The following is a 23,731-nucleotide window of genomic DNA, read 5'->3' on the forward strand; positions in this document are numbered from 1 at the left end:
AATCTAAATTAATGATTATTTGAAAACCTCATTCATATAATTGATTTTATCTTCTTCGCTAGGTCGATAATAGGCATTGAAAACCTCCAAACTTGTATGACCTGTATAACTCATTATCACTTTATCAGGAACTCGTTTGTTTTTCATAATAGTAATAAAACTTCTTCTCGCCGTATGCGAGGAGATTCTTGTCCAAAATTCAGACTTGAAATCTACTAATTCATCGCCATACTTCATTGTCTTCTTTATCTCATCAGTAAATTTTAATTCTTTAAAAACCTCCTTAATATATTCGTTCATCTTCTGATTAGTGATGCTCGGCAAATTATAATCATATTTTTCCAGAATTGATTTAGATATACTATTTAATGGGATCGCCAAATTTTTTGATTTGCTTTTTAAATCAATTACTCTAATGAAATTACCTTCAAGATCACTCTTTGATATTGTGCTATAATTACCGAACCTCATTCCTGTAGTGCAACCAAAAACAAATAGGTCACGAACTTTTTCCAATCTTTTATTTTTAGTAAGATCGTAATTGTAAATTAGCTCTACCTGTTCGTAATTCAAAGCAATTTCGTCAGTAATAAATTTAGCAGGTTTCTTGAAAGAAATAAAATCATTATTGTAAGTATATTTCTTGTTTAAAGCCCAAAGCAAAAAAGTCTTTAAAAGACCAACATTTCTATGCACTGTGTTCGCAGAATGCTTCTTTTCTTCAATACAGTATTTAAGAAATTTGTTATATAGCTTATCATCAAATTTTCCGAGAGTAACTTTTATTTTACTATTCTTCTCAAAATCTTCAAGTAAAGTTTTGTTACATTTATAACGTTTTAAAGTCGAATTTGAAATCGAATTTCCTGTATAATCATTTTCTTTCTCATCCAAAAATTCATGATAAATTCTAAAAAAATCACTTTTTACCGTAATTTTCTTGAATTTTTCATCAAATCGTTGTTTGAGTAGATCTACAGTAAGTTCTTCGCTTATATTTTTATAACGATTTACTATCTCAGTAAAAAAACTACTGTACCTATCTAGTTGCATTTTCAGACTTCTATGAATTTCAGCTCGCTTAGTTCTTCCATTCAAATCGTTAGGTTGCCTATTTTCAAAGTCCCATTCAGAAGGCTTAATTTTTTCACCAGTAGAATAGATAAAATTCTTATTTTCACTGTTGAAAAAAGTACGGAAGTAAATGAGGGTTTCCTTAGTTTCACTAGGCTTCTTGAGTTTAAAAGTGTAATTCATTGGGTGCCAGTTTGGGTGCTACTTTTTCTATATTTAGATATAAAAACTAATTATATTCACATATACAAATATAGTTAAAATACTGATAAATAGAACACTTACATATTTTAAGTTATGTTAAAATATATAAGGTTCGAAAACCTCCAACTCCACTTTACAGAACAAAAACCACTGATTTTCAGTGGTTTTTTGTTTTTATCTAAGTCTTAATTAGCTGATTATTTCTTCGAAGAACTATTCTTAATAATCATATAAGACAATCCTAACCCAATACCTGCCAACAAAGCCAACTTGGTCTTTCTGCTCGGAACCGGCAAACTGGTTTCGCCATAGATTCTGTGGGGTTTTGGTGATGGCCACATAATGTTTCCAGGTGTCGGGTCTGCGTTTTTGATTTTCATCATTGTGCGCATTGCTGCAGACGCAGTGTTCATAATTGTTTTTGGAAAGATACCGTACAGATTTTTGATGATGAGCGATTGGATATCTGGAAACAATCCTTTTCTTGGATTTTTCGCGAGCTCAACAATCTTTGCGGCTGTGTCCCTAGGGTCAGCCGCGAAAGGTGGCACTTTGAAATCCAATCCAGAGAATTTTGCAGAGTGTGCATTTCCCGTTGAACGTTGGATTTGAGGAAATAAATTACAAATATGAACATTGGCAAAATCTGAAATTTCACCTTGTAAACCTTCCATCATCCCGCGGATTCCGAATTTTGTGGAGGAATAAACCGCACTGTAAGGCGCCGGCATAAATCCGCCAATCGAAACATTATTAATTAAAATCCCTTCCTCCTGTTTTTTGAAAATCGGAAGGATGCTGTACGCGCCGTGCATATAACCGAAAAGATTGATTTTGATGACCTGCTCGTTGATTTCCATTGGGATTTCTTCGAATTTTCCGCTGGACATCACGCCTGCATTATTCACCCAAATATCAATCCTTCCATTGAATTGCAAAGCCTCTTCAGCTAGTTTTTGTACTTCTTCTGCTACAGAAACATCGGTTTGAACACCCAATGCGATAGCTCCCAAATCTCTACACAGACTTACGGTTTCGTCCAAAGCTTCCTTTCCTCGCGACGCAATCACGACATTACAACCTTCCAATGCAAATGCTTCTGCGGTCGCTCTTCCTACCCCACTGCTTCCGCCTGTGATGACGACTGTTTTTCCTGCTAGACTTTTTTCTATAATATGATTTGATTCCATAGTCCTGATTTTGAAAATTTATTTTATTTAATAAAAATTTATAACTCATTAGCAATCAATTCTAATACCATACGACAAAGCACAAATATTAAAACCCACAAAAACAAGCTTTTAAAAAAAAGGCACAGAATATGTATAGTGTAAAATCAAATAAACAAAAAAAATAAAAGTTATGAGAAGTCTATTATGGTTAGTAGCAGTGATTTGTATTATAGTCTGGCTACTTGGAATGTTAGGAGTTGTACCAGGAATGGCAACAGGAAATTTGGTACACGTTTTATTGGTAATCGCAATCATTGTGGTGTTATTTAATATCATCTCAGGACGTAAGCCTTTGGATTAAATCTATCCCAACTGCATTTGCAAAACTACTGTAAATGAAAAAATCTAAAACCCACTTCTTTGTGGGTTTTTTTATTGTCTTAATTTTATTGAGTTCTGACTTTTATCATCAGCCACTCAAAAGATAATGCTTTATATTTGTATCAATATTCAGCATTGAAAAGTCTATTTACCTTTTTCATCATTCTAACCATTGCATTGCGTCCGCTGATGCCATTAATGGATTATGCGGTAAACTATGATTTCATCAACAAAAATCTCTGCGAAAACAAAGCGAAACCAGAATTGCTTTGCAACGGAAAATGTTATTTGAAAAAAGAAATTGCAAAAGCTTCCGGAAATCAAACTAAAAATGATTCCCGAATCAATATTTCCGCTCTGGCAGACATTTTTATCATTAATGACGCCTTTGTTTTTTCATCTAATGATTTTAATATAAAAGAAAACCTGAAAATCAATTCCCAGTTTTCTAATTCTTATAATTTCTCTCTATACTCCAAAATTTTCCATCCGCCGTTGGTTTGATTTTAATATTCTAATTCTCTTACAAGAGCAATTTTTTAAATTTTATTAAGATTAAAATCAACATCAATGAAAACATTCATTTTAACGATACTCCTTTCTGTATCTGCATTTTCCTGCGCTCAGGAAACACCGAAGGTCAAACACGTTTCGAAGATGAAACCTGCGACAGACCTCAAAAATGTAAAAGTCGTCAACGCCGAAGACCCAGTCTGCAAAATGAAAACAGCAGATTATCTGAAAGATACCGCAGACTACAAAGGAAAAAAGTACGGTTTTTGCAGTGACCATTGCAAAGCGGAATTCAAAAAGAATCCTGAGAAATATGCCCAAAATGCGAAGTAACAAAAAAGCAAAGCAAAATCCGAAGAGCAAAATCATCATTCCGATTGTCGTTCTCGCTTTTTTTTTTTTGACGATTGGCGCCGGAATGAGCTATTTCAAAAAGAGCCTTTTCACCGTAATGAAAGTTCCTGATTTTGAACTAACCAATCAAAACAATCAGAAAATCAGCAACAAAGATATGCTTGGCAAAGTCTATCTGGTAGAGTTTTTCTTCAGCAAATGTCCAACGATTTGTCCCGTGATGAATTCCAATATGAAACACATTGAGGAAACCATCAACGACAAAAATTTCGGAATCATTTCCATCAGCATCGACCCGACGAACGACACGCCGGAAGTATTAAAAAACCACGCCAGAATGCTGGGAACCAAATCGCCGAACTGGCATTTTTTAACAGGAAATAGAGATTATATCGATAACTTGGCAGACCAGTTCAATATTTATGTCGGCGACAAGGAAGACCAATCGGAAAGCCTGAACCACAGCGGAATGATTGCACTCGTGGACCAGGAAGGAAATCTCCGTTCCAGATTTGATGAGAACAACAGCCCGATTTTATACTACTCTGGCTTGAATTATGAAGACCCAGAAGGTAAGACAACTTCGCTCACCGGAAAATACCATCCGGACCGTGAAAAGTTGATAGAAGACATTCGAAAATTATTAAAACAATAAAATGCTGATGGCGGTTGGCTTTTTGCTACTAGCTTTTTGCATTTAAAAATTTAAATATTAATCTAAATCCAATATTATGAAAATCAAGAAATTATTTCTCGCCAGTGCGCTTTTTGTAGCCACTTTTGCGACGGCACAATTCAAGCAAACACCTTTGCCTTACGCCTACAACGCTTTGGAAGGTTCGATTGACGCAGAGACGATGGAAATCCACTACTCCAAGCACGCCGCGACCTACGTTTCCAACCTGAACAAGGCCATCGCCGGAACACCATTGGAAAAAGAAAGCATTACCAAAATCCTTTCCCACATTTCCAAAGAATCGCCAGCCGTGAGAAACAACGCCGGTGGACACTACAACCACGAGTTGTTCTGGACTGTTCTAACACCTGAGAAAAACACGCAACCATCAGCAAAATTGGCAAAAGCAATAACAGAATCTTTCGGAAGCCTGGACGCTTTGAAAGAAAAATTGAGCAAAGCTGGCGCAGACCGTTTCGGTTCTGGTTGGGCTTGGTTGGTCGTGACGGCTGACAAAAAATTGGCAGTGACTTCCAGTGGAAATCAGGACAATCCATTGATGGATATTGCCGAAATCAAAGGAACGCCAATCTTGGGAATCGATGTTTGGGAACACGCGTATTACCTGAAATATCAAAACAAAAGAGCCGATTATTTGACCGCATTCTGGAACGTGACCAACTGGAAAGAAGTGAGCAAACGCTACGAAGAAGCTACAAAATAATCTCTCCTTGAAATTAATTTGCAACATATTCCTCATTCTTTATCTGGTGTGCAAACCCGCATTTCCATTGGCGGAATATGTTGTAAATTATAATCAAATCCAAATGCTCTGCGTCAACAAAGCTCGACCAGAACTCCATTGCAACGGAAAATGCTACCTCGGAAAAGAACTCGCAAAATCCAGCGAATCCGATAATTCACCGCTTTCCAAAAGCAAAAACCAGGTCCAAAAAGTATTGGACTTCTACATTCCGACTGAGATTTTCAAAGCCTCAATCGAGAACAATTTCTCCCTCCCAAACCTGACTTTCACGTACAAAACAGGTTACACCTTCCTCTTTCTGAGACACATTTTCAGACCTCCGATTTTTTAGTTGAACATATCAATCATTGGGGCGATTCCCTCTCCGACGCTAATCCAGCTCCTCGGGTCGGGCTGTCCACTACTATCTTTTTGTCTTATCACATTGAGTCTATAAAAACGACATTTGGTCAAAAGACAAAAAGGATATCCGCTACCATCCCTATCGCGGGATTCGGTATAGAGTCAACGTTTCAACTAAAAAATCAACAATGAAAATTTATAAATTTTTATCATTATTCCTTATTGCCTTTACCCTAATCACCATTTCATCTTGTTCCAACAACGACGATGATGATATTCAAAACACAGAACCAGGAAATCTCCAACTCAAATTCGAAAACGGATTCAACAATCTTGGAAACATCGTCCTGAATCAAACCACGCAAACTTCATCGAACGGACAAAAACACCAGTTCTCCACTTTGAAATATGTCATCAGCAACATCTCGCTCATCGATGAAAACGGCAACGAGTTCAAATACAATTACAACAATCCCGACAAAGGCGCCTTCATCATCAACCAAGCCAATGCAAAAGGCGGAATCGTCTACGCCAACCTCACAGAAATCCCAAAAGGAAATTACAAGAAAATCAAACTCGGCTTGGGAATCAGCCCGACCGCCTATTTGATTGGACAAGACGGACAAGGCATTTTCTGGGACAAAGCCAAGCAGGAAGGAATGGCCTGGTCTTGGTCTGCCGGTTATATTTTTGCAAAGCTCGAAGGGAAATATGGAACTTCGTCAGCCGACACAGAATTTATGAACCACACTGGAAATATGGGCGACACAACCATTAACGGAACCGCAGACCATTACCGAGAAGTCGTTTTGGATTTGCCAACAACCGCGAGAGTCAGCAAAGAAATCACGCCATCGATTCATATTCTGGCAGACTTCAATCAATATCTGAGTGGACAAACCGCTTTGACCTTAAACCAATCAAATCAAATGGCGATGGGAAGCAGTCCGCATCTATTGAGCGTGAGCAACAACTTAATCCAAATGTTCAAAGTTGACCACGTTCATAATGATTAATCCATTTCAACAATTCCAGAGAGGCCGATTCCGTTCTCTTTGGATTTTTCTTGTTTTAATTTCGGGAATTTTAACATCTTGTTCCGACGAAATTGAAGGCGAAGTTTTCGAGGAAGACAAAGCTTATAGTTTGGAAATCCCAACTTACTTTCCGGCGTTGGCTTTTAACATTGAGAAAAATCCGGTTACAGTCAACGGTGTTGCGTTGGGAAAGAAATTATTTTATGAAGGAAAATTATCCCGAAACAATACGATTTCCTGTGGATTCTGTCACATTCAGGAATATGCTTTCACGCACCACGGACATCCGGTAAGTCACGGCATCGATGACAAATTGGGAATGCGAAATGCGCCTGCCATTCAAAATATGGCTTGGCTGAAAAACTATACTTGGGACGGCGTGAGTCATAATTTGGATGAACGTTCACTGGTTCCCATCACAACAGATTTTGAAATGGACAGCTCGATTCCGGAGGTGATTTCGAAGTTAAGTGCAGATGCAAATTACAAAAAAATGTTCAAATCGGCTTTTGGCGATGACCAAATTAATGGCGAAAAAATCCTGAAAGCTTTGTCGCAATTTATGGTCACAATGGTTTCTGCAGATTCAAAATACGACCAAGTCAAAAATGGAAAAGCGAGTTTTACGAATGAGGAATCTCAGGGGAAAACTTTATTTGAAAACAAATGTGCGAGTTGTCATTCAGGAGAATTATTTACCGATGAAAGTTACCGAAATACAGGTATGTACTACAACTCACAGTACGATGACCGCGGACGATATCGGGTGACTTTGGATTGGAATGACAATATGAAATTCCGTGCTCCAAGTTTGAGAAATGTAGAATTGACCGCACCTTATATGCACGACGGAAGATTTTATTCTCTTGAAGCAGTTCTTAATTTCTATTCCGACAATGTGGAAAACCAACCAAACCTTGACCCGATTTTAAAACAAAATGGTCACATCGGAATTGCAATGACAAACTTGGAAAAACAATACATCATCGCTTTCTTGAAAACCTTGACCGACCAAAATTTCATCAAAAACAAAAAATTTGCAGAATAATGAAGAAGTTTATTTTAATTTTATTTCCAATCTTTAATATTTCAATTTCGGCAATTGAGAAAGACAGTCTCTACATTCCGAAATATGACAATCAGAATCTTTTGAAAACGCAGGAATTCTTTTGTGATGCTTGTGGTTGCGGTGCTGGAAATGGTTCTTCCGGCTTCGAATCTTTGTTGAATCCACAATTCATCGGCATCAAATATTTTTCGCAACATTACAAAGCGAAGGAAAATCTCTTCACGAATGAGTTGACACAAGACCAATATTTCAACACCATTCAGATTTGGGGAAAGATTCCTATTACGGAAAAACTGAGTGTTTATGGAAGTTTGCCATTTCAGTTTCACGAGAAGAAGACTTTGCAAGGCGACATTAGAATCAATGGAATTGGCGATGCGAACTTGATGGGAATTTATCAAATCCTTAATTCTAAAAATACGTTTCATCAGTTGAATGGTGGTTTAGGAGTGAAAATCCCGATTGGTAAATTTGATGAGAAAGGAATTTCGGGTGTTAATCCAAGTTTTCAGTTGGGAACGGGAAGCTGGGATTATCAGCTGGCTCTTAATTATAAATTTCAGAAAAATCTTTTCGCGATGCTCATCAATACAGATTATACCATCAAAACAGAAAATAAAAAACATTACCAATTTGGGAATCAATGGAATTATGCAATGACTGGATTTCAGCGGATTTGGCGAAATGAGAATAGCATTATTTCAGGAAAGTTGGGATTGCAAGGCGAAGTTTACGATTGGAACAAACAGTTTGGCGAAGTGATGCCGAGAACCGCAGGAAGTGCACTTTATGGGAAAATCGGTTTCGAAGCTTCTTATAAAAAATGGAGCATTGGGAGTGAGTTGATGTTGCCAGCTTACACGAATTTGGCAAATGGTGATATTGAGGCTAAATCAAGGTTTGGATTGTTTGTGAATTTTGGAATTTGATAAATTATAATTTCTCGCAGATTGAGCTGATTTGGCAGATTTTAATCATTAAATAAAAAAAGGAGGCGCTTTGTAAAAAGTTCCTCCTTTAAAAAAATATAAATTAATTGATGTAGCGTTTTGTAAACCACTTATCCAGAAAATCGATGCTGATGTTGAGCATATGATAATTCTCTTTGATGGCAATATTGCTGAATGCACCACGCTTTCCGTAGCCATAAGCAATATTCAGAACTATTTTGTTCATCGGAACTCCAACACCAACGGTTGCTTCCATCTTGTTGATTTCCCGATTATTGACTTTATAATATCCAGTATCATAATTAAGTCCAAAACGATACACTAAAGCTTCTCCTACATTTTTCGGGTTTTTGCTTTCCGGGAGAAGTTCGAAGCCTAAACCATAGACATTTTGGTTATAATACTTTTCATTCGTGATTGTGTTTTTAACTTCGCTCCATTTGCTTTGGGTATAATCAAAACTGAAACGGTATCTGTCATTTTTCAAAACACTGACTCCAACTCCCATTTCCAACGGCAACGTAGAATCTTTTGAAGACAGTTTTGTGGTAAGACTATTAGTGTAATCCTTATTTTCTGAATAGACTGTTTCACCCTTCGCATTTAAGTTACTTTTGAAATTGACGATGGCGCCCAAAGTTAATTGAAGTCTTTCTTTAGCAAAATATTTGTTAAACTGCGTTCCCAAACCGTAACTGAAACCTGTGTATCTGACGTTTCTACTGATTTCCAACAAAGTATTGGTTGTAATCGTTTCTATGCGACTGATGGTTCCGAAGTTGTTTTTCACCTTTCCACCAAAACTCCAGTTGTTATTAAGTTTATAACCTACGTTGACGCCAAGATTCGTGATACCGCCGCTACCTTCGTACGTGATGGGATAAGTGTCGGAAGTGCCTTCAACGGGAATCGTTGAAACAAATTTGTAATCTGACGAAGTTGTAGGCTGAACGCTTGCGGCAATGGAGACTCTATTGGAAATTCTCATTGCCAAACCGAGGTTGGTAAAATTGCCATTGATGCGTTTGTCTGAACCTTGATTGCTGGAAATGTTATCGTACTTTAAAGTTCCACCCACATCGTAAATGACATTTTGCAACCCGATTGTTGTGATAGATGCTGGATTTTTGGAATTGATATAATCCGGAGATTCCAATGCAATTCCAGTGTTTCCTAATGAAATATTTCTCGCATTGTCAACATTATTGAAAGTCCCAATCCCAAAATAGGAATATGGCGAAGAATCCTGCGCTGCTAATTTCTGCGTGAAAATCATCGCAAAAACTATTATTTTAATTTTCTGATACATAAATTCTTGATTAATAGCCTAAGATGTAAAGCTTGAGTTTAGCCGGATTTGTTGAATTTTTCGCGTCTCCAAAAACTGTTTTTCCCGAGAGTACATCTGTGTAAGATGATGGATAGATCAAAACATTATAGTTGGAAGTGGTTGTCTCGGACAAGATCGTAGTGACGAAATTTAGCAATGAAAAGTTGTATCCATAATCACTTTGAAACTCACTCGTGTCGGTCAAACTGGCTGTAATCTCTGTTGTCCCATCGGTTTCTACAAAACTAGAGATAATGTTATTCTTTTTGTCTCCCAAATAATAATGCATCACCGTAGGATTATAAAATTGATTAGAATAATAGCCTGCAACAGGACTTAATGAAAGGTCCGCACTGATGATCCTATAATTGGCGTAAAGGTTCTTCAATGATTTTAGATATGGGATCTCAACCTTGGTGTAAACGCCAATTCCCGCCATCAGATAAGTTCTGTCTCCCAAATTCTTGGACTCGATAGGATTGCTTGGCGTAAGTCCTGCGAGGTCGGAACCGGTAAAGTCGCTTTTGATCTTGTTGTATTGATTGGTTGAGCTTGGATTGAGGTCAAGCGTATATTTGACTTCTTCTGTTCCGTTTACCGAAGCTGTGTGATAATACATTCGGACAACATTTGAGACTTTTTCTTTGGTCGCATTGCTGATTTGTGTTTCGTAAGAGGAATTGATCCCAAAACGCAACATCGCATTGTTATCAGATGAAGGCACCAGCGCCAAGCCTTTGTAGAAATTTAGGAAATATTCCTGACTGGTCGCATCTTTAGTTTTTAGTAGATTGAAGATGTTCTGCCCGTAGGATTGATCCAATTTTATTCTCACAAAACTACTGTCGGTGTTTGGCCTGGGAAGAAAATCGGCACTTCCAATTGACACGGAAGAATATTTGAGGTCGCTGTTGTTATAAAGATAACCGCTGTTCAGTTTGATCCTGTCCGCCATTGGATGCACATCGAGTTTGAAGGTTTTTAATGTGTCTCCATAATAGAAATCATTGTTAGTAAGATACATCACGATAGAATCGAAAACAACATTGGTGGTAGCTGCCAAAGAATAACTCGCTGGTGTCAACTCAAACATCGATGCTGAGTTCACAGTTCCAAAAGTATGATCCTTGATATTCCCAGCCATTATCGCACTTTTGCCAGACGTAACCACAGAATCTTTCATAATGGTGGACATCTTGAGTGTCAGCGTATCGATCATCGCGACTTTGGATTGCGCAGACATCAGGGAGTTTCCTACTTCATAGGTGTTGCTTTCTCTTTCACAGGAACATAAAAGGAGGATTGCAGCACACAACAATACATATTTGTACATTTTTTTCTGTAAACATACGCTGTGAGAATGCTAGAGCTAAAATATTTTCTTCCTTTCCCATTTAGTTTTCGACAATCCAGGTCTTTATGTAGACCAATCTGGTTTTAAAGATCTAATGTTAAAGCATCGAAACTATCGAACGGTTTAACGACAAAAAATGCGTGTTCGTCTAAAAAATTTTCAAATGCCCTCAGAATGGGATTCATTTGCATCAAAAAATAAGAATGGACAAAAAACTTTCGGTTTTGATCCTTGCTATTGCAGGGATGTTTTTATTATCAAGCTGTAACAATGACGATGATGATGATGAGTTGGTAGGAAACTGGGTAAGGGTTTCCGATCTGGATGGTAAACCGCGTTCTAATGCTTCTGCTTTTGTGGTGAATGGCAAAGGATATTTAACCGGAGGCTACGATGGCGAATACTATTATAATGACCTTTGGAGTTATGACCCGGACGCCAATTCCTGGACACAGAAAGCAGATTTCCCTGGCGTGAAGAGAAGTTCGGCCGTTGGATTTGCGACTACCTCTTTCGGCTATGTCGGAACAGGTTATGACGGACTCAACAAATTAAAGGACTTCTATAAATATGATCCAGCATCCAATGCTTGGAGTCAAATACAGGATCTCCCTGGCACAGAAAGATATGCGGCGTTGGCGTTTGGCGTTGGCAACAAAGGATTTGTAGGAACAGGCTATGACGGCAGCGAGTTGAAGGATTTTTATAAATACGATGAATCCACTTCTGCTTGGACCAACATCGTAAGTCTAGGTGGCGCCAAAAGAAGAGATGGTGCTGCTTTCGTGATCAATGGGATTGCGTACGTCGGATTCGGGACCAACAATGGAAGTTTGGTTTCAGATTTCTGGGCCTTTGATCCATCTGCAGAAACCTGGACCAGAAAAGCAGATACAAGCAACGATGATGATAGTCAAAACAGATCTTCTCCGGCAGCGTTTGCAGCAAATGGTCTTGGATATGTTTCCACGGGATCCGTGAGTGGCGTTTCCAATACAACTTGGGAGTACAGTCCATACACCGATGACTGGACAGAGAGAACAGCTTTCCAAGGATCTTCCAGAGAGAGTGCCGTTGCTTTTTCTTTCGGAACTTATGGTTATGTTTTGACGGGAAACAGTGGTTCTTCTTACTTCGATGACATCTGGGTCTTTCATCCAACAGAAGCTGACAATGATGATGACTAGACCTTTTTGGAAATTACTTTTGGTTTTAGGATTGATATCGATTTCCTGTCAGAAAAAAAACACTGAACTGGATATCAGGATCACCAAACAAAAGACAGGTTATGGTTATCAAATCATAAAAAACAACAAACCTTTTATCGATCAGCCTTACATCCCGGCGATTGCTGGAGACCAAGCCTTCAAAGACAGTTTGCAGGCCAGGAGAACGGCTGATCTGGTCATAAAAAAAATAGGGAACACATCGTTTCCCAGGATCTCGGTAGATGAACTGGACTCAATGAAAATTGAATACGAGATCCAAAAACTTCAATAGCAATAATTCCTTCGGTGCTTTTATCGGAGGAATTTTGCGCATTAAAAAAAAAGAATAAAAACGCATTATGAAAAACATTTTCAAAAGAATTAAATCCACCTATGTTTACCATTTCGTCATTTGGATCATTCTGATTTTCTTCAAACTCATTATGGATTATTCATTTTTTGGAAATCTGATGCTATTAATGAATTTGAAAGTATTCGTTGTTTTTTTAGCGATTTTTTACGTCAATTACGGTCTGTTTCTGCCGTTTATCATTAAGCAAAATCCAAGAACAAGAATCACGGTTGTCTTCACCTTTGTCATACTCTACATTGCATCATTTATTTTTTTTATGCCGCATCATCCGCCATTTCCGCCAAAAGATTTTCCTAAACCCGGCAGGATGATGAAGCCTTTTGAACACGGACTCAATTTCCACGATATGTTTTTCAAGATCGGACTTTTCTCGATCATCTTCAGTACGCTGCTTTTCTTTGTTGATAAGTGGCTGGAGAATCAAAAGATGATAAAAGCTTTGGAATTTGAGAGACAATCCAGCGAACTGAAAATCCTGAGAGAACAGATCAATCCACATTTTTTCTTTAATGCTTTGAACAGTATTTATTCGCTCTCGATCACGCAATCCAAAGATACGCCGAGAGTAATTTTGATTTTATCCGACATTATGAGATATGTTCTGAATGATAAAAACGGAAAGAAGAATAATCTGAATGATGAAATCATCAACATCAAAAAATACATCGAGATCCAGTCCATTCGATTTAATAAATTCAATAACATCAACTGGCAGTTCTACGGCAACTTCGAAGGTTATAAGATCGAGCCGCTTTTGCTTTTGACCTTCATCGAAAATGCTTTCAAATATGCGGATTTCAAGAAAGGACCTTTGGATATTTTGATTGATCTGAAAGACGGCGTTCTCAACTTCAATGTCAAGAATTTCTATGAAACGAAACCAAGCGAAAGAACCGATAACAACAAGCTCGGCATCAAGAACACGAAAATGAAACTGGATTTACTTTATCCTGAAAAATACAAGCTGGACATCAATGATAACGGCTCCGAATACGAAATCAAACTGACCCTTCAACTAGACTAAAAAAATGAATTGCATCATTGTAGATGACGAAGAACTAGCGCACCACGTGATTGAAGAATATATCTCAAGAATCCCTTTTCTTAATCTGGTCGCCAATTGCTATGACATCCAGGAAACCATCGGTGTTTTACAAAACAACAGCGTAGATTTGATCTTTCTGGACATCAATCTTCCCAACATTTCCGGCATCGAGTTTCTGAAAAGCTTCAACAAACTCCCGAACGTGATCATCACAACGGCTTATGACAACTGCGCCATCCAGGGATTTGAGATGGATGTGATAGATTATTTATTAAAACCTTTTTCATTTGAACGGTTCCTGAAAGCGGCTTACAAAAGTTACAATCTGACGAATAATAAAAAGCTGCTGCAAGAAACTACGTCTGCCATAAGAGAATCCTTCATCTTCGTAAGATCCAACAACGAAGATGTGAAGCTGAATCTGGAAGAGATCACAAGGATTAATGCACTGAAGGATTACATCATCATCTACACCAATACTCGTAAATTGATCGTGCACCAAACGATGAAATCAATTATGGAGAAGATCAATTATGAAAATTTCATCCGGGTTCACAATTCGCATATTGTTTCGCTTCATCATCTCCAAAGCGTGGGGAAAAACAGTATTATGATTGGCGATGAGAGAATTCCGGTAAGTGAAAAGTACAAACCTTTTTTAACTGGAATTATTGAAAGATATAAGTAAGATTTCCCCGGATTGATTTTATTGATTAAAATATAAATTTTATATTCACGGTCTTAAAAAATCATTGAATATGAGTGTTCACATAAGTGCTAAAAAAGGAGAAATCGCCAAAACCGTATTAATGCCTGGCGATCCGCTAAGAGCGAAATATATTGCCGACAACTTCCTGACCGATGCAAAACTGGTAAGCCAAACGAGAAATATTTTCTTCTATACAGGGAAATATAAAGACAAAGAAATTACAGTTGGCGCCAGCGGAATGGGATTCCCAAGTATCGGAATCTACTCTTTCGAATTGTTTACAGAATACGAGGTTGACACGATCATCAGAATTGGAACTTGCGGCGCTTACACACCAGAACTTAAATTATTCGACATCCTGAATGTTGAAAATGCAGCCAGCGAAAGTACTTATGCAAAATTTGCCTGGGGAATTGAGGAAGATATCATTTCCAACCAAGGCTCTGCTTTTAATAAAATTAATGAAACCGCCAAAGCGTTAGGACTTGATGCCAAAGCAACAAACATCCACTCCAGCGATATCTTCTACAGAAAAGATCCTGCAGTTCCCGAAATTGCTGTGAGACACAATTGTCCTGCAGTAGAAATGGAAGCCTTTGCACTTTTTGCCAATGCTAAACATTTGGGAAAAAATGCAGCAACGATTTTGACTGTTTCCGATATTATTCCTACCAAAGAATTTATCTCAGCAGATCAAAGAGAAAATGCTTTGCGAACGATGATGGAACTTTCCCTGGAAACTGCTTTGAAGTTTTAATTGGATTTAATTAAAAATAAAAAACGCTTATGAAATTCATAAGCGTTTTTTATTGGTTTAAGATCTAGAAAATTACTTCTTGATCACTTTTACAGAGTTGTTTTCTGTTTCTGATTTCACTTTCAGGATGTAGGTTCCGTTCAGCAATTGGCTCATATCCAATGACGCATTTTTCGCATTATTGACATTGAATCTTTGGATCATTTGTCCTGCGGCATTGTAAATCTCCACATTTTTCAGGTTAGAATTATTCTTATTCTGAATTGTCACAAATCCTGATGTTGGATTTGGATACACCTGGATTCCATTTTGTTTCTGCACATCTTGCACAGCAAGCGTCGCACAGTTGTAGACATAGATTTCATCGAGATACCAACCTTCGATTCCGTTGCATCCATCCGTTCCCAATTCAAATCTGAACTTGATATTAGATCCAGAAGTCACACCAATTTTTGAAAGATCGATCACACTTTGTCCCCAACTTCCGCCAAGAGAACCGCCATCTGTACCTGTGAATGCACGTTGACCTTTTAGTGGATTATCACTTCCGGAAGCAGCCAATGCACTGTTGTAACCATTTTGCGTAAATGCAGTTACAGGCAGTAAAGTCCAAGCACCTCCATTGAGGCTGTACTTGATGTTTCCACCATCCCACGTAGATTCTGTTGCAATGTAATGATTGAATGCCATCTCATAAATTCCATCTGTAAAGGCAGGGAAGGTAATCTGTGGACTTTCTAGACGCAAAATACCATTCTGAAGATCCGCTGCACAATCACCGTTGATCGGATCTACTCCAAACATTGCTTTTCCAGCTCTGTCTTTTGGTAAATTATCTTTAATGGTCCAATCTCTGGCTTCCCATGTAGATGGCTTCGTAGGAACATTAGAAACAGTCCAGTTTCCTAGGCCGTTTTCCCAATTTTCTTTGAAAAGCGGATTAGAAGTTGCTACCGCGCAAAGATCCGGTACAGCTTTAAGAATCGGAGTATAGTTACATTGCGTGGCAGGAGAAGATCTAAGCTGAACAGACAGAATTCCGTTTTTTATATTTTGAAGATCTGCAGCTGTAAACATCTGTCCACTTGGTCCAGCTGCGGATCCTGTTGTAGATAAGCCTTGCAGATTGATTCCAATCAAATCGTTGGCGGCAGCTTCCAAGGCATCTGCAAAATTTGCAAAGTCACTCGTAGCTGTCAGATAAGTCGTTTGAGCCTTCCACCAAAGATGGGCAGCTTTTACAAATCCGATTCCCGTCATGGTATAGCCATTATAAGTTCCTCCATCTACCAACAATGCATATAAATGATTGGTCACACCAGAGTTGGTATGAACACCTCCACTGTCTGTTGTTCCGCAGAAATAATTGGCAGTATCAAGAACTTTAGCTGGATCACCGTTGCAGTTGGGATTCCACATATCACGGATAGCACCACCAAACGCTGTGGCATCCTCCCCCATTTTCCAACGGACAGATCCTGGCGAACAAGCTGTTGTAGTTCGGACGCCCAGATTTTCGCCTTCGTCCTGATAATTATTAATCAAATCAATAGTTTCTCCCCAAACATCCGAGTAAGACTCATTAAGAGCGCCCGACTGGTATTGATAAATCAAACCACTTGTGTACTCTGTGTATGCGTGTCCCCATTCGTGAGCGATGACGTCGTCCGTTGCTGTTCCGTCGCAATAGCCCGCATAAGTTCCGTTCCATCTTGCATTCGGACAAGAGATGGTAGGATCATTGTTCACTGTAACCATAGAGTGATCTTCGGCATCATACGAAACATAACCGAAAGCATTCTTGAAGAAGTTGTAGACGTGCTCAGAAGTGGTTACTTCATTTTGCTGCCAGATGCTGAGTGTTCCAGGGAAAACGTCTCCCTCTTTCCATTTCAGATTGGCTGCAGAAGTATTGGTTTCGTATAATTTTCTATCGATGGGATGAATGCCCGTAAACTGCTCAACCAACTCTCCGGTATGAGCATCTATGAAAAGGAATTCACGAACATCCACCTTATTGGTCACTTCTACTTCGTAAGCCAGGTAAGACGTTACAACACCACCTTGAACGAGATTTTTGGGGAAAATCAAAAGATTGCTTTTGACAGTTTGCAATGGCGCATTTGATTTGTTCAGATCTTGTTTTGCGACTATGTCTTTTGCAATACTTTGTGCGGAAGCTTCGGAAATATCCGGCGTCGAATTGACCTTTATGTTGGAAATTGCGTTTCCATTGACAGAAGTTAATTCTTCTTGACCGTTAAAATGAAATTTTAATAGTCCATCATAAACTGGAACGCCCTGATATTGTTGCCTGTAGATGACATTCTTCAAGCCATAGTTATCCGTTTTTTCTTCTACAAAAATTAAATCATTGACAGATTTTAGATTAAAAACTTTATAATTTTCTGCCAGAAACTCAGCAGTTTTTGACTTTGCACCTGCAGATTTCAACTTTAGTGCATTTGAGTTACCAAAACGGATAAAGTTCGGATTAGACGTGCTGCTGCTGATTGTTACGGCTGCATTAGTTTCTTTTTTCAATGTCGCTAGCTGCTTAGATTCCTGGGCAAAACTGCACAGATAGCCTAATGCCATTGCGATAGATAGAGTTTTCTTCATTTTTCAAATTTATTGATAGCAAATATAGCTATTAATAAATATTTTAATAGTAATAAATCAAAAACAATGAATGATTAATAATGTATTGTAAAAAACATGTCGAAACCATTTAATAATAAATAATTACTCATATCATTAATTTAAATTTAAAATAAACTATCAAATAAAAATAAAAGTTAATAATTAAAACTATTTAATTATTTTAGCCAAATAACAACAATACAAATTAAATGCCTAAATTTTACGCAATTCTATTAATATCACTTTTAATATTAACAGAAAACACAATAAAAGCACAAAAAATTAATACTTTCCACCAGATATTAGACAGTAAAAACATCATCGATATTTCATATTATCTGAAAAAATTACACAAAGACAACCCGCAATACATAGCAGTTCTCAACAGGCTGAATCAGCTGAAAAGTGGCCGTTGGGAATCTGAACCCAAATTATTATTATCAATCATACCCACAACAGAATCTCTACAAGCAAAAAATTCTGAGGTGGATGAAAAACAAGAATTCCACGATTTAATACAGGAATCTTCGGAAATACATGACAAGAAAGCGGTGAAACTTTTAAATAATATTTTCAGCAGGAATAAAGCAGAAAAAGAATCGGTATTGCTGGTGCGCAACGATTCTTCCTGCGACATTATATTGCGATTGCAAGGCAATGAACATTACAACCTAGCCATCTCTGCAAAAGGGGAAAATTTCATTAATCTGAAAAAAGATTCCTACGTGATCAAGGGAAAAGTCTGCAATTCTGACTACTCGAATACGAAAGACCTGACCAGCAATCAAATTATCACATTAAGATATAGCGAAAAAAAGTAACAGCTGAAAACAATAACGTTGATTGGAGAGCGCTTCATCAATTTTAACTTTATGTTTATTTAGCAAAATGTCAAACCCAAAAAAAAAGCAGCTTCATTTGAAACTGCTTTGTTTAAGCTTTAATAAATCACTAATTTTTTATAAACTTATCCGTGATTTGTACTCCGTCTTCTAATATCATCTTTATGAAATAAGTTCCCTTCGGAAGTGACTCTACATTTATCTTTGCCTCCGAAGTGCTAATCACTTGTTTTCCTTCTGAAGAATAGATGTAAACATTCTTTACATTATGATTGATATTGACAAATTTGGTTGCAGGATTTGGATAGATGGATAAACTTTTTTTGGAAGTCTCATTCGTAGACAAATATTCCTCTCCATAGATCTCGAACGCCATCCCAGAAACTGCCATAGTTGCGTTACTTACATTAGTCCAGTTCGTGTAACCTTGCCCCATCAGATTATCTGGATCTACAATTTTCGCCTCTTCCAGTTTTGGAAGATTGGAAGTAGAAGCGGCCCAGTAGAAATTTTTCTGATTAAAGAAATTCGTCGTATTCTCCTGAACAGTAGGATATATTGCCACCCAATATTTTGTATTGGCATTAAAAACATAGGAACAATCTGAAACATCAAACTCTACCGTGATGTTTTGAGGATCTGTAGCACTTGGTGTAACTGTCATCCCGCCCTGCACTGGGAATTTAGAAAAAACATAAGTTGTTCCGTTGATCACTTTCCCCGGTATTCCAGATGGTTTAGCATTACTATTTTGATAGACAACGACATTCCATTGGACAACATTATTTGCAGACAGGAAACCAGCATCCACTCTTGCAAAAGCTTTTACCTTTTTTATTTTGGCTTTTTTGGTAAATTCAAAATCATCTGCTACAAAAATCCCTTTTGTACCCGTAAAAACATTGGTAGAAATTGCATTGAAAGTATTGAGCGTACTCTGAGGCTGTTGATTAAACAGCAGTTCCTGTGCGAATACCAATTGGCTCGCACACAATAATAGAAAACTTTTTTTCATTTGTTTGTGTTTTTAAACTTCCACAAATATAATATTTTTCGTAAAAAAGGCAAATCAATTATTTTGAATCAAAAATCAATTTCTGAATTAGAAACTTAAACCTGAAACGTTCATCTGTAATTGTGCCTTGGTATCGATGATAATCGTAATGTACTTTTCTGATAATAGGAATTGCGTTGGTTTCAGATCCAAAACGTTCCCTTGCAACTTGATGCCTTTCACATATTCTTTGTTGAAGTTTTCGATCATACTTTTTCTGGACGCATTCTCGATGTCCAAAAGTGGAATGCCATAATCCTTCTCAATCATTCTTCGGATCTTGCCTTCAAACAGAACAGTTAAAGCTTTTTGAAAGAAGTTTTTCGTTTTAAGATTGAAATCTGTGACATTGAGTTTTATCTTGTGTTCTTCCGCGCTGTAAAAAGGTTTTCCTTTGATGAAAGCTGTTCCATTCACTTCACCAGTGGTTTGCGCTTCTATCACGACGTTTTCCTTTTCTTGATAGACCTTGATATCTGTGATCTTCACTTTTTGATCTTCGCTGCTCATCGCAAATTCCTTATTAAGGAATTGTTGCTTGGCAATTCTTGTGGCTTCATCGAAACTGATATTTGCAGTCGTCTGAAGATTGAAAATGTTTGGAAGATTTGGGTTTAATGTAAAATTCGGAACCGTATTGACATCTCGAGTTGCCAACGGAATCTGCCCGACATAAGTTTCGGAATAAAGGTCAATTCCAATGGTCATTTTAATTTTATCCTGAAAGACCTGAAGTGGCGACATATAAGTACTTTGAGGCGATATTTTCAGCCATGTATTGTATTCTTCAGAAACATTGATTGGTTTTGAAAATTGATTCCAAGCCATCACAAGATACGGCTGAAGGTTGAACTGTGATTTGATCTGCTGATCTATGATTGTTGTGAATTTCGACTGTTGTTCTTTTAACGTACTTTCTATCACAGGCGCAATTGGAATTTTTATTTTTCCGTAATCAAGAACTGGTTTCTGCGTCCAGACAAATCCTGCGGTTGTTGTTTTGGTATTCAATTTCCAATTGTTTGCTGCGGAGATTTCGGTTATAAAATTCATTATCAAATTGAAATTTGTGTCCTTATAAACATACACTCCAAAAGTTCCGTAGCCTTTGTCTGCCCAAATCTTCAATGGAATGGAAATCATTAATCTATTTCCTGTCAAAGCTTTTATGGCAATGTTGCCTTGCTTCTCGACTTTCACTTTGAATTGGTCATTGTTGTTGTCTGTGTAAGACTGATCCTCATACAAAACGCCTTTCACTGATTGATTAATCAAACTGTTGATTTCCGATATTGGAAGTGAAACGGGTAAAGTGATATTGGATTTGATCTTTGGCAAAGTGTAAACCGGCTCTGTTGATTGGGAAAAAGCGATGAAACTGATCAGTAAAAAATATAAGGATGTGAATTTTCGAATTGGATTCATAACTATTTTTGATGAAATTTAAAACGCAAAATTAATGGTTTTATTAATGCTAAAAACAAAAGAGAGCAGGAAATCCTACTCTCTTTTTTACTTTAAATTTAAATAAGTTATCTTAATTATGCATCTAACAATAAAAAATACATTATCGCTAAATATAACATTCCAATTATAAAACAAAGATTTATTATAATATTTAAAATCAACAAATATCTATTTTCCAAAATTCGTTGTGATGAAAAAATCAGAAAACATAATGAAATTACAATAAAAAGAATAGAAAGTCCTTAAATCAAAGTATTTATAATATCAAATCTCCATGATTGAAAAAAAATAATCAAAGTGATTACAGAAAATAAATACGAGAAATAAACAAACTTTATCATTCTTAATAACGATATATTTTAAAGTTTCGTCAAAATCATCGCAACACCACCACTTCTCGCCAAGTCAACTGACAGGATCGTTTTGCTGTCCACTTCTTTTTCTTCGATAATGATCGGATAAGGATTCGTTTCGTAATCTGCACCTTTACCATCGCGGAAGATCTTCGCTTTGTATTTTTTATTTGGGTCTAAGAACTTCAAATCTAGTTTTACAGTTCTCGAATCTTTGTTTGTGATGCTTCCCAGGAACCAATTATCGGTCGCTTTATCTCTTCTGGCAATCGTCACAAATTCTCCGATCTTCGCATCTGGAACAACCGTTTTGCTCCAATCTGTCGGGCAAGAGGTGATGAATTCGAAAGCTGGATTGTTCTCATAATTCTCGATCATATCAGATGCCATTTGAAGCGGACTGTAGATGACAACGGACAATGCCAACTGCTTCGCCAAGGTCGTGTGCACCTTCGTATTTGGCAAGACAGGATTTGTGAAATTGAAAGTTCCCGGCGTGAAGTCGATTGGACCAGCCAAACCTCTTGTAAATGGAATGATTGTCGTATGTTCCGGCGGATTACCTCCATCTTTGGACCAAGCATCCCATTCCTGACCTCTCACGCCTTCCTGCGTCATCAGATTCGGGAGTGTTCTCTGCAAACCTGTCGGCATTACGGGTTCGTGGTTGTCGATCATTATTTTGTGCTTCGCCGCTTCCTCAATGACTTTTCTGTAATGGCGAACGCCGTATTGGCTGCTGTGTGGTTGTTTGCCATCCAATTTTCCGCCAACATAACCGGTTTTCACCACATCAACACCAAACTTTTTGTAATAATCAAAAGCATCGCTCATTTGGTTTTCGTAATTCACTGTGTTACCCGCCGTCTCGTGGTGCCCGATCAATGTTACATTTTTGGATTTAGCGTAATCTGTGATCTTCTTGATGTCAAAATCTGGATATGGTTTGGTAAACTTGAAATCTTTCCAATCTTCCCAACCTTTGTTCCAACCTTCTACCAAAACACCAGAGAAATTATGTTTCGCAGCAAAGTCAATATATCTCAAGACATTCTCGGTATTTGCACCGTGTTTTGGTCCCGCTTTCCAAGTGTATTTTTCCATATGGATTGCCCACCAGATGCCGATGTATCTTCCAGGTTTGATCCAGGAAACGTCTCCAAGTTTGTTTGGTTCGTTCAGATTCAACATCAATCTAGAAAGCATCAAATCACCTGCAGAATTGGCAATGATCATGGTTCGCCAAGGTGTGTTGAAAGGCGCTTTCGCAAATACTTTCTCGCCAGTTGCCCAAGGTGTGAGATAACTTTTCAGCTTGGTTGAATTTCCAACTTTCGCAAGATTCATTGAAGCGTAATCTGTTAGATTTGCTTGATGAACGGTGAGGAACAAGCCTGACTTGGTTTCCATCGTAAAAGGAGTTGCAACTGTATCCAGCTTTGAAATTGGATTGGACTTGAACAAACCTTCGTAAAATTCTGTATTGTAAGGAATCGACCAGGTTTTGTGATCCTCAGGAAAATTGAATTCCGTCAACTCATCCATTATGACAAATTCATTCAGATTCTTTTGTTTAGGAAACTCGTATCGAAAACCGAAGCCGTCGTCATAAACTTTAAAATCGATGATGAATTCTCTGGAAAGCTTTGAATTGTCCTTAACCAAAACCTTCATCTCGTTGTAATGGTTTCGAACCTCGATCTCTTCGCCCCAAGGTTGCTTCCAGGTTTCATCAAACTTAGAATGAGAAATATTCTTCACAGAAAGATTGTCCTTAAGCGAACCATCCTTCAAATCAAATCCTAGAAAAGATGGATTTAAAATCGACTTTCCTTCTTTGGAAACTTTGTAATAGATCTTGGATTTGTCCAGTCCTACTTCCAAGACGATCTTCCCATCGGGTGATGTTACTTTGTTATTCTTGAGAGTCTGTGCGAATGTCAATGGTGAAAATCCCATCAACACGGCAAACAGACAGAAGACCTTGAGCAGATCTTTGTGGTGTAATTTCATTAATACTTATTTTTAAGGTTTATATATATTTACAAAAATACACTA

The 23,731-nt window shown here is 37.7% G+C and carries 23 protein-coding genes; 15 read left to right on the forward strand and 8 right to left on the reverse strand.

Annotation, left to right across the window (positions count from 1 at the left end; genetic code table 11):
• Positions 1–15 precede the first annotated feature (15 nt).
• Both PQ459_00610 and PQ459_00615 read right to left on the reverse strand, forming a co-directional pair.
• Positions 16–1,257 (reverse strand): tyrosine-type recombinase/integrase, encoded by a 1,242-nt coding sequence (locus PQ459_00610; GenBank protein WDF46995.1) that lies wholly within the window; start codon positions 1,255–1,257, stop codon positions 16–18.
• Between the two features lie 218 nt (positions 1,258–1,475).
• On the reverse strand, positions 1,476–2,468 hold the full coding sequence (locus tag PQ459_00615; protein WDF46996.1) for an SDR family NAD(P)-dependent oxidoreductase: 993 nt from the start codon (positions 2,466–2,468) through the stop codon (positions 1,476–1,478).
• 172 nt (positions 2,469–2,640) lie between these two features.
• On the opposite strand from PQ459_00615, the gene PQ459_00620 reads away from it, so the two are divergent.
• The 9 genes from PQ459_00620 to PQ459_00660 all read left to right on the forward strand — a co-directional run bounded on the left by PQ459_00620 (position 2,641) and on the right by PQ459_00660 (position 8,517).
• The gene (locus PQ459_00620; protein ID WDF46997.1) at positions 2,641–2,811 is read left to right on the forward strand and encodes a lmo0937 family membrane protein; all 171 of its coding nucleotides are present in this window, start codon (positions 2,641–2,643) and stop codon (positions 2,809–2,811) included.
• 155 nt (positions 2,812–2,966) lie between these two features.
• Positions 2,967–3,335 carry a hypothetical protein gene (locus PQ459_00625; protein ID WDF46998.1) on the forward strand — a complete coding sequence of 123 codons (369 nt, stop codon included), beginning with the start codon at positions 2,967–2,969 and terminating at the stop codon, positions 3,333–3,335.
• A gap of 66 nt (positions 3,336–3,401) precedes the next feature.
• Positions 3,402–3,677 (forward strand): YHS domain-containing protein, encoded by a 276-nt coding sequence (locus PQ459_00630; protein ID WDF46999.1) that lies wholly within the window; start codon positions 3,402–3,404, stop codon positions 3,675–3,677.
• Entirely contained in the window at positions 3,667–4,353 is a 687-nt protein-coding gene (locus PQ459_00635) for an SCO family protein (GenBank protein WDF47000.1), read from the forward strand. The genes PQ459_00630 and PQ459_00635 overlap by 11 nt, the downstream gene beginning before the upstream one ends.
• A 76-nt stretch (positions 4,354–4,429) precedes the next feature.
• Positions 4,430–5,098 carry a superoxide dismutase gene (locus PQ459_00640; protein ID WDF47001.1) on the forward strand — a complete coding sequence of 223 codons (669 nt, stop codon included), beginning with the start codon at positions 4,430–4,432 and terminating at the stop codon, positions 5,096–5,098.
• A 7-nt stretch (positions 5,099–5,105) separates the two neighbouring features.
• Entirely contained in the window at positions 5,106–5,471 is a 366-nt protein-coding gene (locus PQ459_00645; protein WDF47002.1) for a hypothetical protein, read from the forward strand.
• A 199-nt stretch (positions 5,472–5,670) separates the two neighbouring features.
• Positions 5,671–6,498, forward strand: coding sequence for a hypothetical protein (locus tag PQ459_00650; GenBank protein ID WDF47003.1), 828 nt, complete (start codon positions 5,671–5,673; stop codon positions 6,496–6,498).
• A complete protein-coding gene (locus PQ459_00655) occupies positions 6,491–7,567 on the forward strand; it encodes a cytochrome c peroxidase (GenBank protein ID WDF47004.1) in 1,077 nt (358 codons plus the stop codon). Before PQ459_00650 ends, PQ459_00655 begins: the two co-directional genes overlap by 8 nt.
• Positions 7,567–8,517: a transporter gene (locus tag PQ459_00660; protein ID WDF47005.1), complete on the forward strand. Its 951-nt coding sequence runs from the start codon at positions 7,567–7,569 to the stop codon at positions 8,515–8,517. Before PQ459_00655 ends, PQ459_00660 begins: the two co-directional genes overlap by 1 nt.
• 103 nt (positions 8,518–8,620) lie before the next feature.
• On the opposite strand, the gene PQ459_00665 is transcribed toward PQ459_00660, so the two are convergent.
• Both PQ459_00665 and PQ459_00670 read right to left on the reverse strand, forming a co-directional pair.
• Positions 8,621–9,847 (reverse strand): hypothetical protein, encoded by a 1,227-nt coding sequence (locus PQ459_00665; GenBank protein WDF47006.1) that lies wholly within the window; start codon positions 9,845–9,847, stop codon positions 8,621–8,623.
• Positions 9,848–9,857: 10 nt separating this feature from the next.
• Positions 9,858–11,201, reverse strand: coding sequence for a DUF4270 family protein (locus PQ459_00670; GenBank protein ID WDF47007.1), 1,344 nt, complete (start codon positions 11,199–11,201; stop codon positions 9,858–9,860).
• A gap of 224 nt (positions 11,202–11,425) precedes the next feature.
• Here PQ459_00670 and PQ459_00675 point away from each other — a divergent pair, with 224 nt between their 5' ends.
• From PQ459_00675 to deoD, 5 genes are all read left to right on the forward strand, one after another.
• On the forward strand, positions 11,426–12,409 hold the full coding sequence (locus PQ459_00675; protein WDF47008.1) for a kelch repeat-containing protein: 984 nt from the start codon (positions 11,426–11,428) through the stop codon (positions 12,407–12,409).
• On the forward strand, positions 12,396–12,722 hold the full coding sequence (locus tag PQ459_00680; GenBank protein WDF47009.1) for a DUF4907 domain-containing protein: 327 nt from the start codon (positions 12,396–12,398) through the stop codon (positions 12,720–12,722). The genes PQ459_00675 and PQ459_00680 overlap by 14 nt, the downstream gene beginning before the upstream one ends.
• Before the next feature lie 67 nt (positions 12,723–12,789).
• Positions 12,790–13,827, forward strand: a complete 1,038-nt coding sequence (locus PQ459_00685) for a histidine kinase (GenBank protein WDF47010.1) — start codon at positions 12,790–12,792, stop codon at positions 13,825–13,827.
• A gap of 4 nt (positions 13,828–13,831) precedes the next feature.
• Positions 13,832–14,536 carry a LytTR family DNA-binding domain-containing protein gene (locus PQ459_00690; GenBank protein WDF47011.1) on the forward strand — a complete coding sequence of 235 codons (705 nt, stop codon included), beginning with the start codon at positions 13,832–13,834 and terminating at the stop codon, positions 14,534–14,536.
• Positions 14,537–14,606: 70 nt separating this feature from the next.
• Entirely contained in the window at positions 14,607–15,314 is a 708-nt protein-coding gene (gene deoD / locus PQ459_00695; protein WDF47012.1) for a purine-nucleoside phosphorylase, read from the forward strand.
• A gap of 72 nt (positions 15,315–15,386) precedes the next feature.
• Here deoD and PQ459_00700 read toward each other — a convergent pair whose 3' ends face one another.
• The gene (locus PQ459_00700; GenBank protein WDF47013.1) at positions 15,387–17,936 is read right to left on the reverse strand and encodes a M4 family metallopeptidase; all 2,550 of its coding nucleotides are present in this window, start codon (positions 17,934–17,936) and stop codon (positions 15,387–15,389) included.
• A gap of 230 nt (positions 17,937–18,166) precedes the next feature.
• On the opposite strand from PQ459_00700, the gene PQ459_00705 reads away from it, so the two are divergent.
• On the forward strand, positions 18,167–18,778 hold the full coding sequence (locus PQ459_00705) for a hypothetical protein (protein WDF47014.1): 612 nt from the start codon (positions 18,167–18,169) through the stop codon (positions 18,776–18,778).
• Positions 18,779–18,908: 130 nt separating this feature from the next.
• On the opposite strand, the gene PQ459_00710 is transcribed toward PQ459_00705, so the two are convergent.
• From PQ459_00710 to PQ459_00720, 3 genes are all read right to left on the reverse strand, one after another.
• Positions 18,909–19,814 (reverse strand): T9SS type A sorting domain-containing protein, encoded by a 906-nt coding sequence (locus PQ459_00710; protein ID WDF47015.1) that lies wholly within the window; start codon positions 19,812–19,814, stop codon positions 18,909–18,911.
• A gap of 87 nt (positions 19,815–19,901) precedes the next feature.
• Positions 19,902–21,278 carry a DUF4403 family protein gene (locus tag PQ459_00715; GenBank protein WDF47016.1) on the reverse strand — a complete coding sequence of 459 codons (1,377 nt, stop codon included), beginning with the start codon at positions 21,276–21,278 and terminating at the stop codon, positions 19,902–19,904.
• A gap of 401 nt (positions 21,279–21,679) precedes the next feature.
• Positions 21,680–23,686 carry a glycoside hydrolase family 97 protein gene (locus tag PQ459_00720; GenBank protein ID WDF47017.1) on the reverse strand — a complete coding sequence of 669 codons (2,007 nt, stop codon included), beginning with the start codon at positions 23,684–23,686 and terminating at the stop codon, positions 21,680–21,682.
• Between the last annotated feature and the right edge of the window lie 45 nt (positions 23,687–23,731).

Source organism: Chryseobacterium sp. KACC 21268 (assembly GCA_028736075.1).
GTDB lineage: Bacteria > Bacteroidota > Bacteroidia > Flavobacteriales > Weeksellaceae > Epilithonimonas.

Excerpts from the sequence above, each read along its gene's own strand:
- PQ459_00675 (WDF47008.1), top strand. The coding sequence starts at position 11,426 with ATGGACAAAAAACTTTCGGTTTTGATCCTTGCTATTGCAGGGATGTTT.
- PQ459_00660 (WDF47005.1), top strand. The coding sequence starts at position 7,567 with ATGAAGAAGTTTATTTTAATTTTATTTCCAATCTTTAATATTTCAATT.
- PQ459_00640 (WDF47001.1), top strand. The coding sequence starts at position 4,430 with ATGAAAATCAAGAAATTATTTCTCGCCAGTGCGCTTTTTGTAGCCACT.
- PQ459_00615 (WDF46996.1), bottom strand. The coding sequence starts at position 2,468 with ATGGAATCAAATCATATTATAGAAAAAAGTCTAGCAGGAAAAACAGTC.
- PQ459_00720 (WDF47017.1), bottom strand. The coding sequence starts at position 23,686 with ATGAAATTACACCACAAAGATCTGCTCAAGGTCTTCTGTCTGTTTGCC.
- PQ459_00620 (WDF46997.1), top strand. The coding sequence starts at position 2,641 with ATGAGAAGTCTATTATGGTTAGTAGCAGTGATTTGTATTATAGTCTGG.
- PQ459_00630 (WDF46999.1), top strand. The coding sequence starts at position 3,402 with ATGAAAACATTCATTTTAACGATACTCCTTTCTGTATCTGCATTTTCC.
- PQ459_00665 (WDF47006.1), bottom strand. The coding sequence starts at position 9,847 with ATGTATCAGAAAATTAAAATAATAGTTTTTGCGATGATTTTCACGCAG.
- PQ459_00705 (WDF47014.1), top strand. The coding sequence starts at position 18,167 with ATGCCTAAATTTTACGCAATTCTATTAATATCACTTTTAATATTAACA.
- PQ459_00655 (WDF47004.1), top strand. The coding sequence starts at position 6,491 with ATGATTAATCCATTTCAACAATTCCAGAGAGGCCGATTCCGTTCTCTT.
- PQ459_00700 (WDF47013.1), bottom strand. The coding sequence starts at position 17,936 with ATGAAGAAAACTCTATCTATCGCAATGGCATTAGGCTATCTGTGCAGT.
- PQ459_00685 (WDF47010.1), top strand. The coding sequence starts at position 12,790 with ATGAAAAACATTTTCAAAAGAATTAAATCCACCTATGTTTACCATTTC.
- PQ459_00715 (WDF47016.1), bottom strand. The coding sequence starts at position 21,278 with ATGAATCCAATTCGAAAATTCACATCCTTATATTTTTTACTGATCAGT.
- PQ459_00610 (WDF46995.1), bottom strand. The coding sequence starts at position 1,257 with ATGAATTACACTTTTAAACTCAAGAAGCCTAGTGAAACTAAGGAAACC.
- PQ459_00680 (WDF47009.1), top strand. The coding sequence starts at position 12,396 with ATGATGATGACTAGACCTTTTTGGAAATTACTTTTGGTTTTAGGATTG.
- deoD (WDF47012.1), top strand. The coding sequence starts at position 14,607 with ATGAGTGTTCACATAAGTGCTAAAAAAGGAGAAATCGCCAAAACCGTA.
- PQ459_00690 (WDF47011.1), top strand. The coding sequence starts at position 13,832 with ATGAATTGCATCATTGTAGATGACGAAGAACTAGCGCACCACGTGATT.
- PQ459_00635 (WDF47000.1), top strand. The coding sequence starts at position 3,667 with ATGCGAAGTAACAAAAAAGCAAAGCAAAATCCGAAGAGCAAAATCATC.
- PQ459_00710 (WDF47015.1), bottom strand. The coding sequence starts at position 19,814 with ATGAAAAAAAGTTTTCTATTATTGTGTGCGAGCCAATTGGTATTCGCA.
- PQ459_00650 (WDF47003.1), top strand. The coding sequence starts at position 5,671 with ATGAAAATTTATAAATTTTTATCATTATTCCTTATTGCCTTTACCCTA.
- PQ459_00670 (WDF47007.1), bottom strand. The coding sequence starts at position 11,201 with ATGTACAAATATGTATTGTTGTGTGCTGCAATCCTCCTTTTATGTTCC.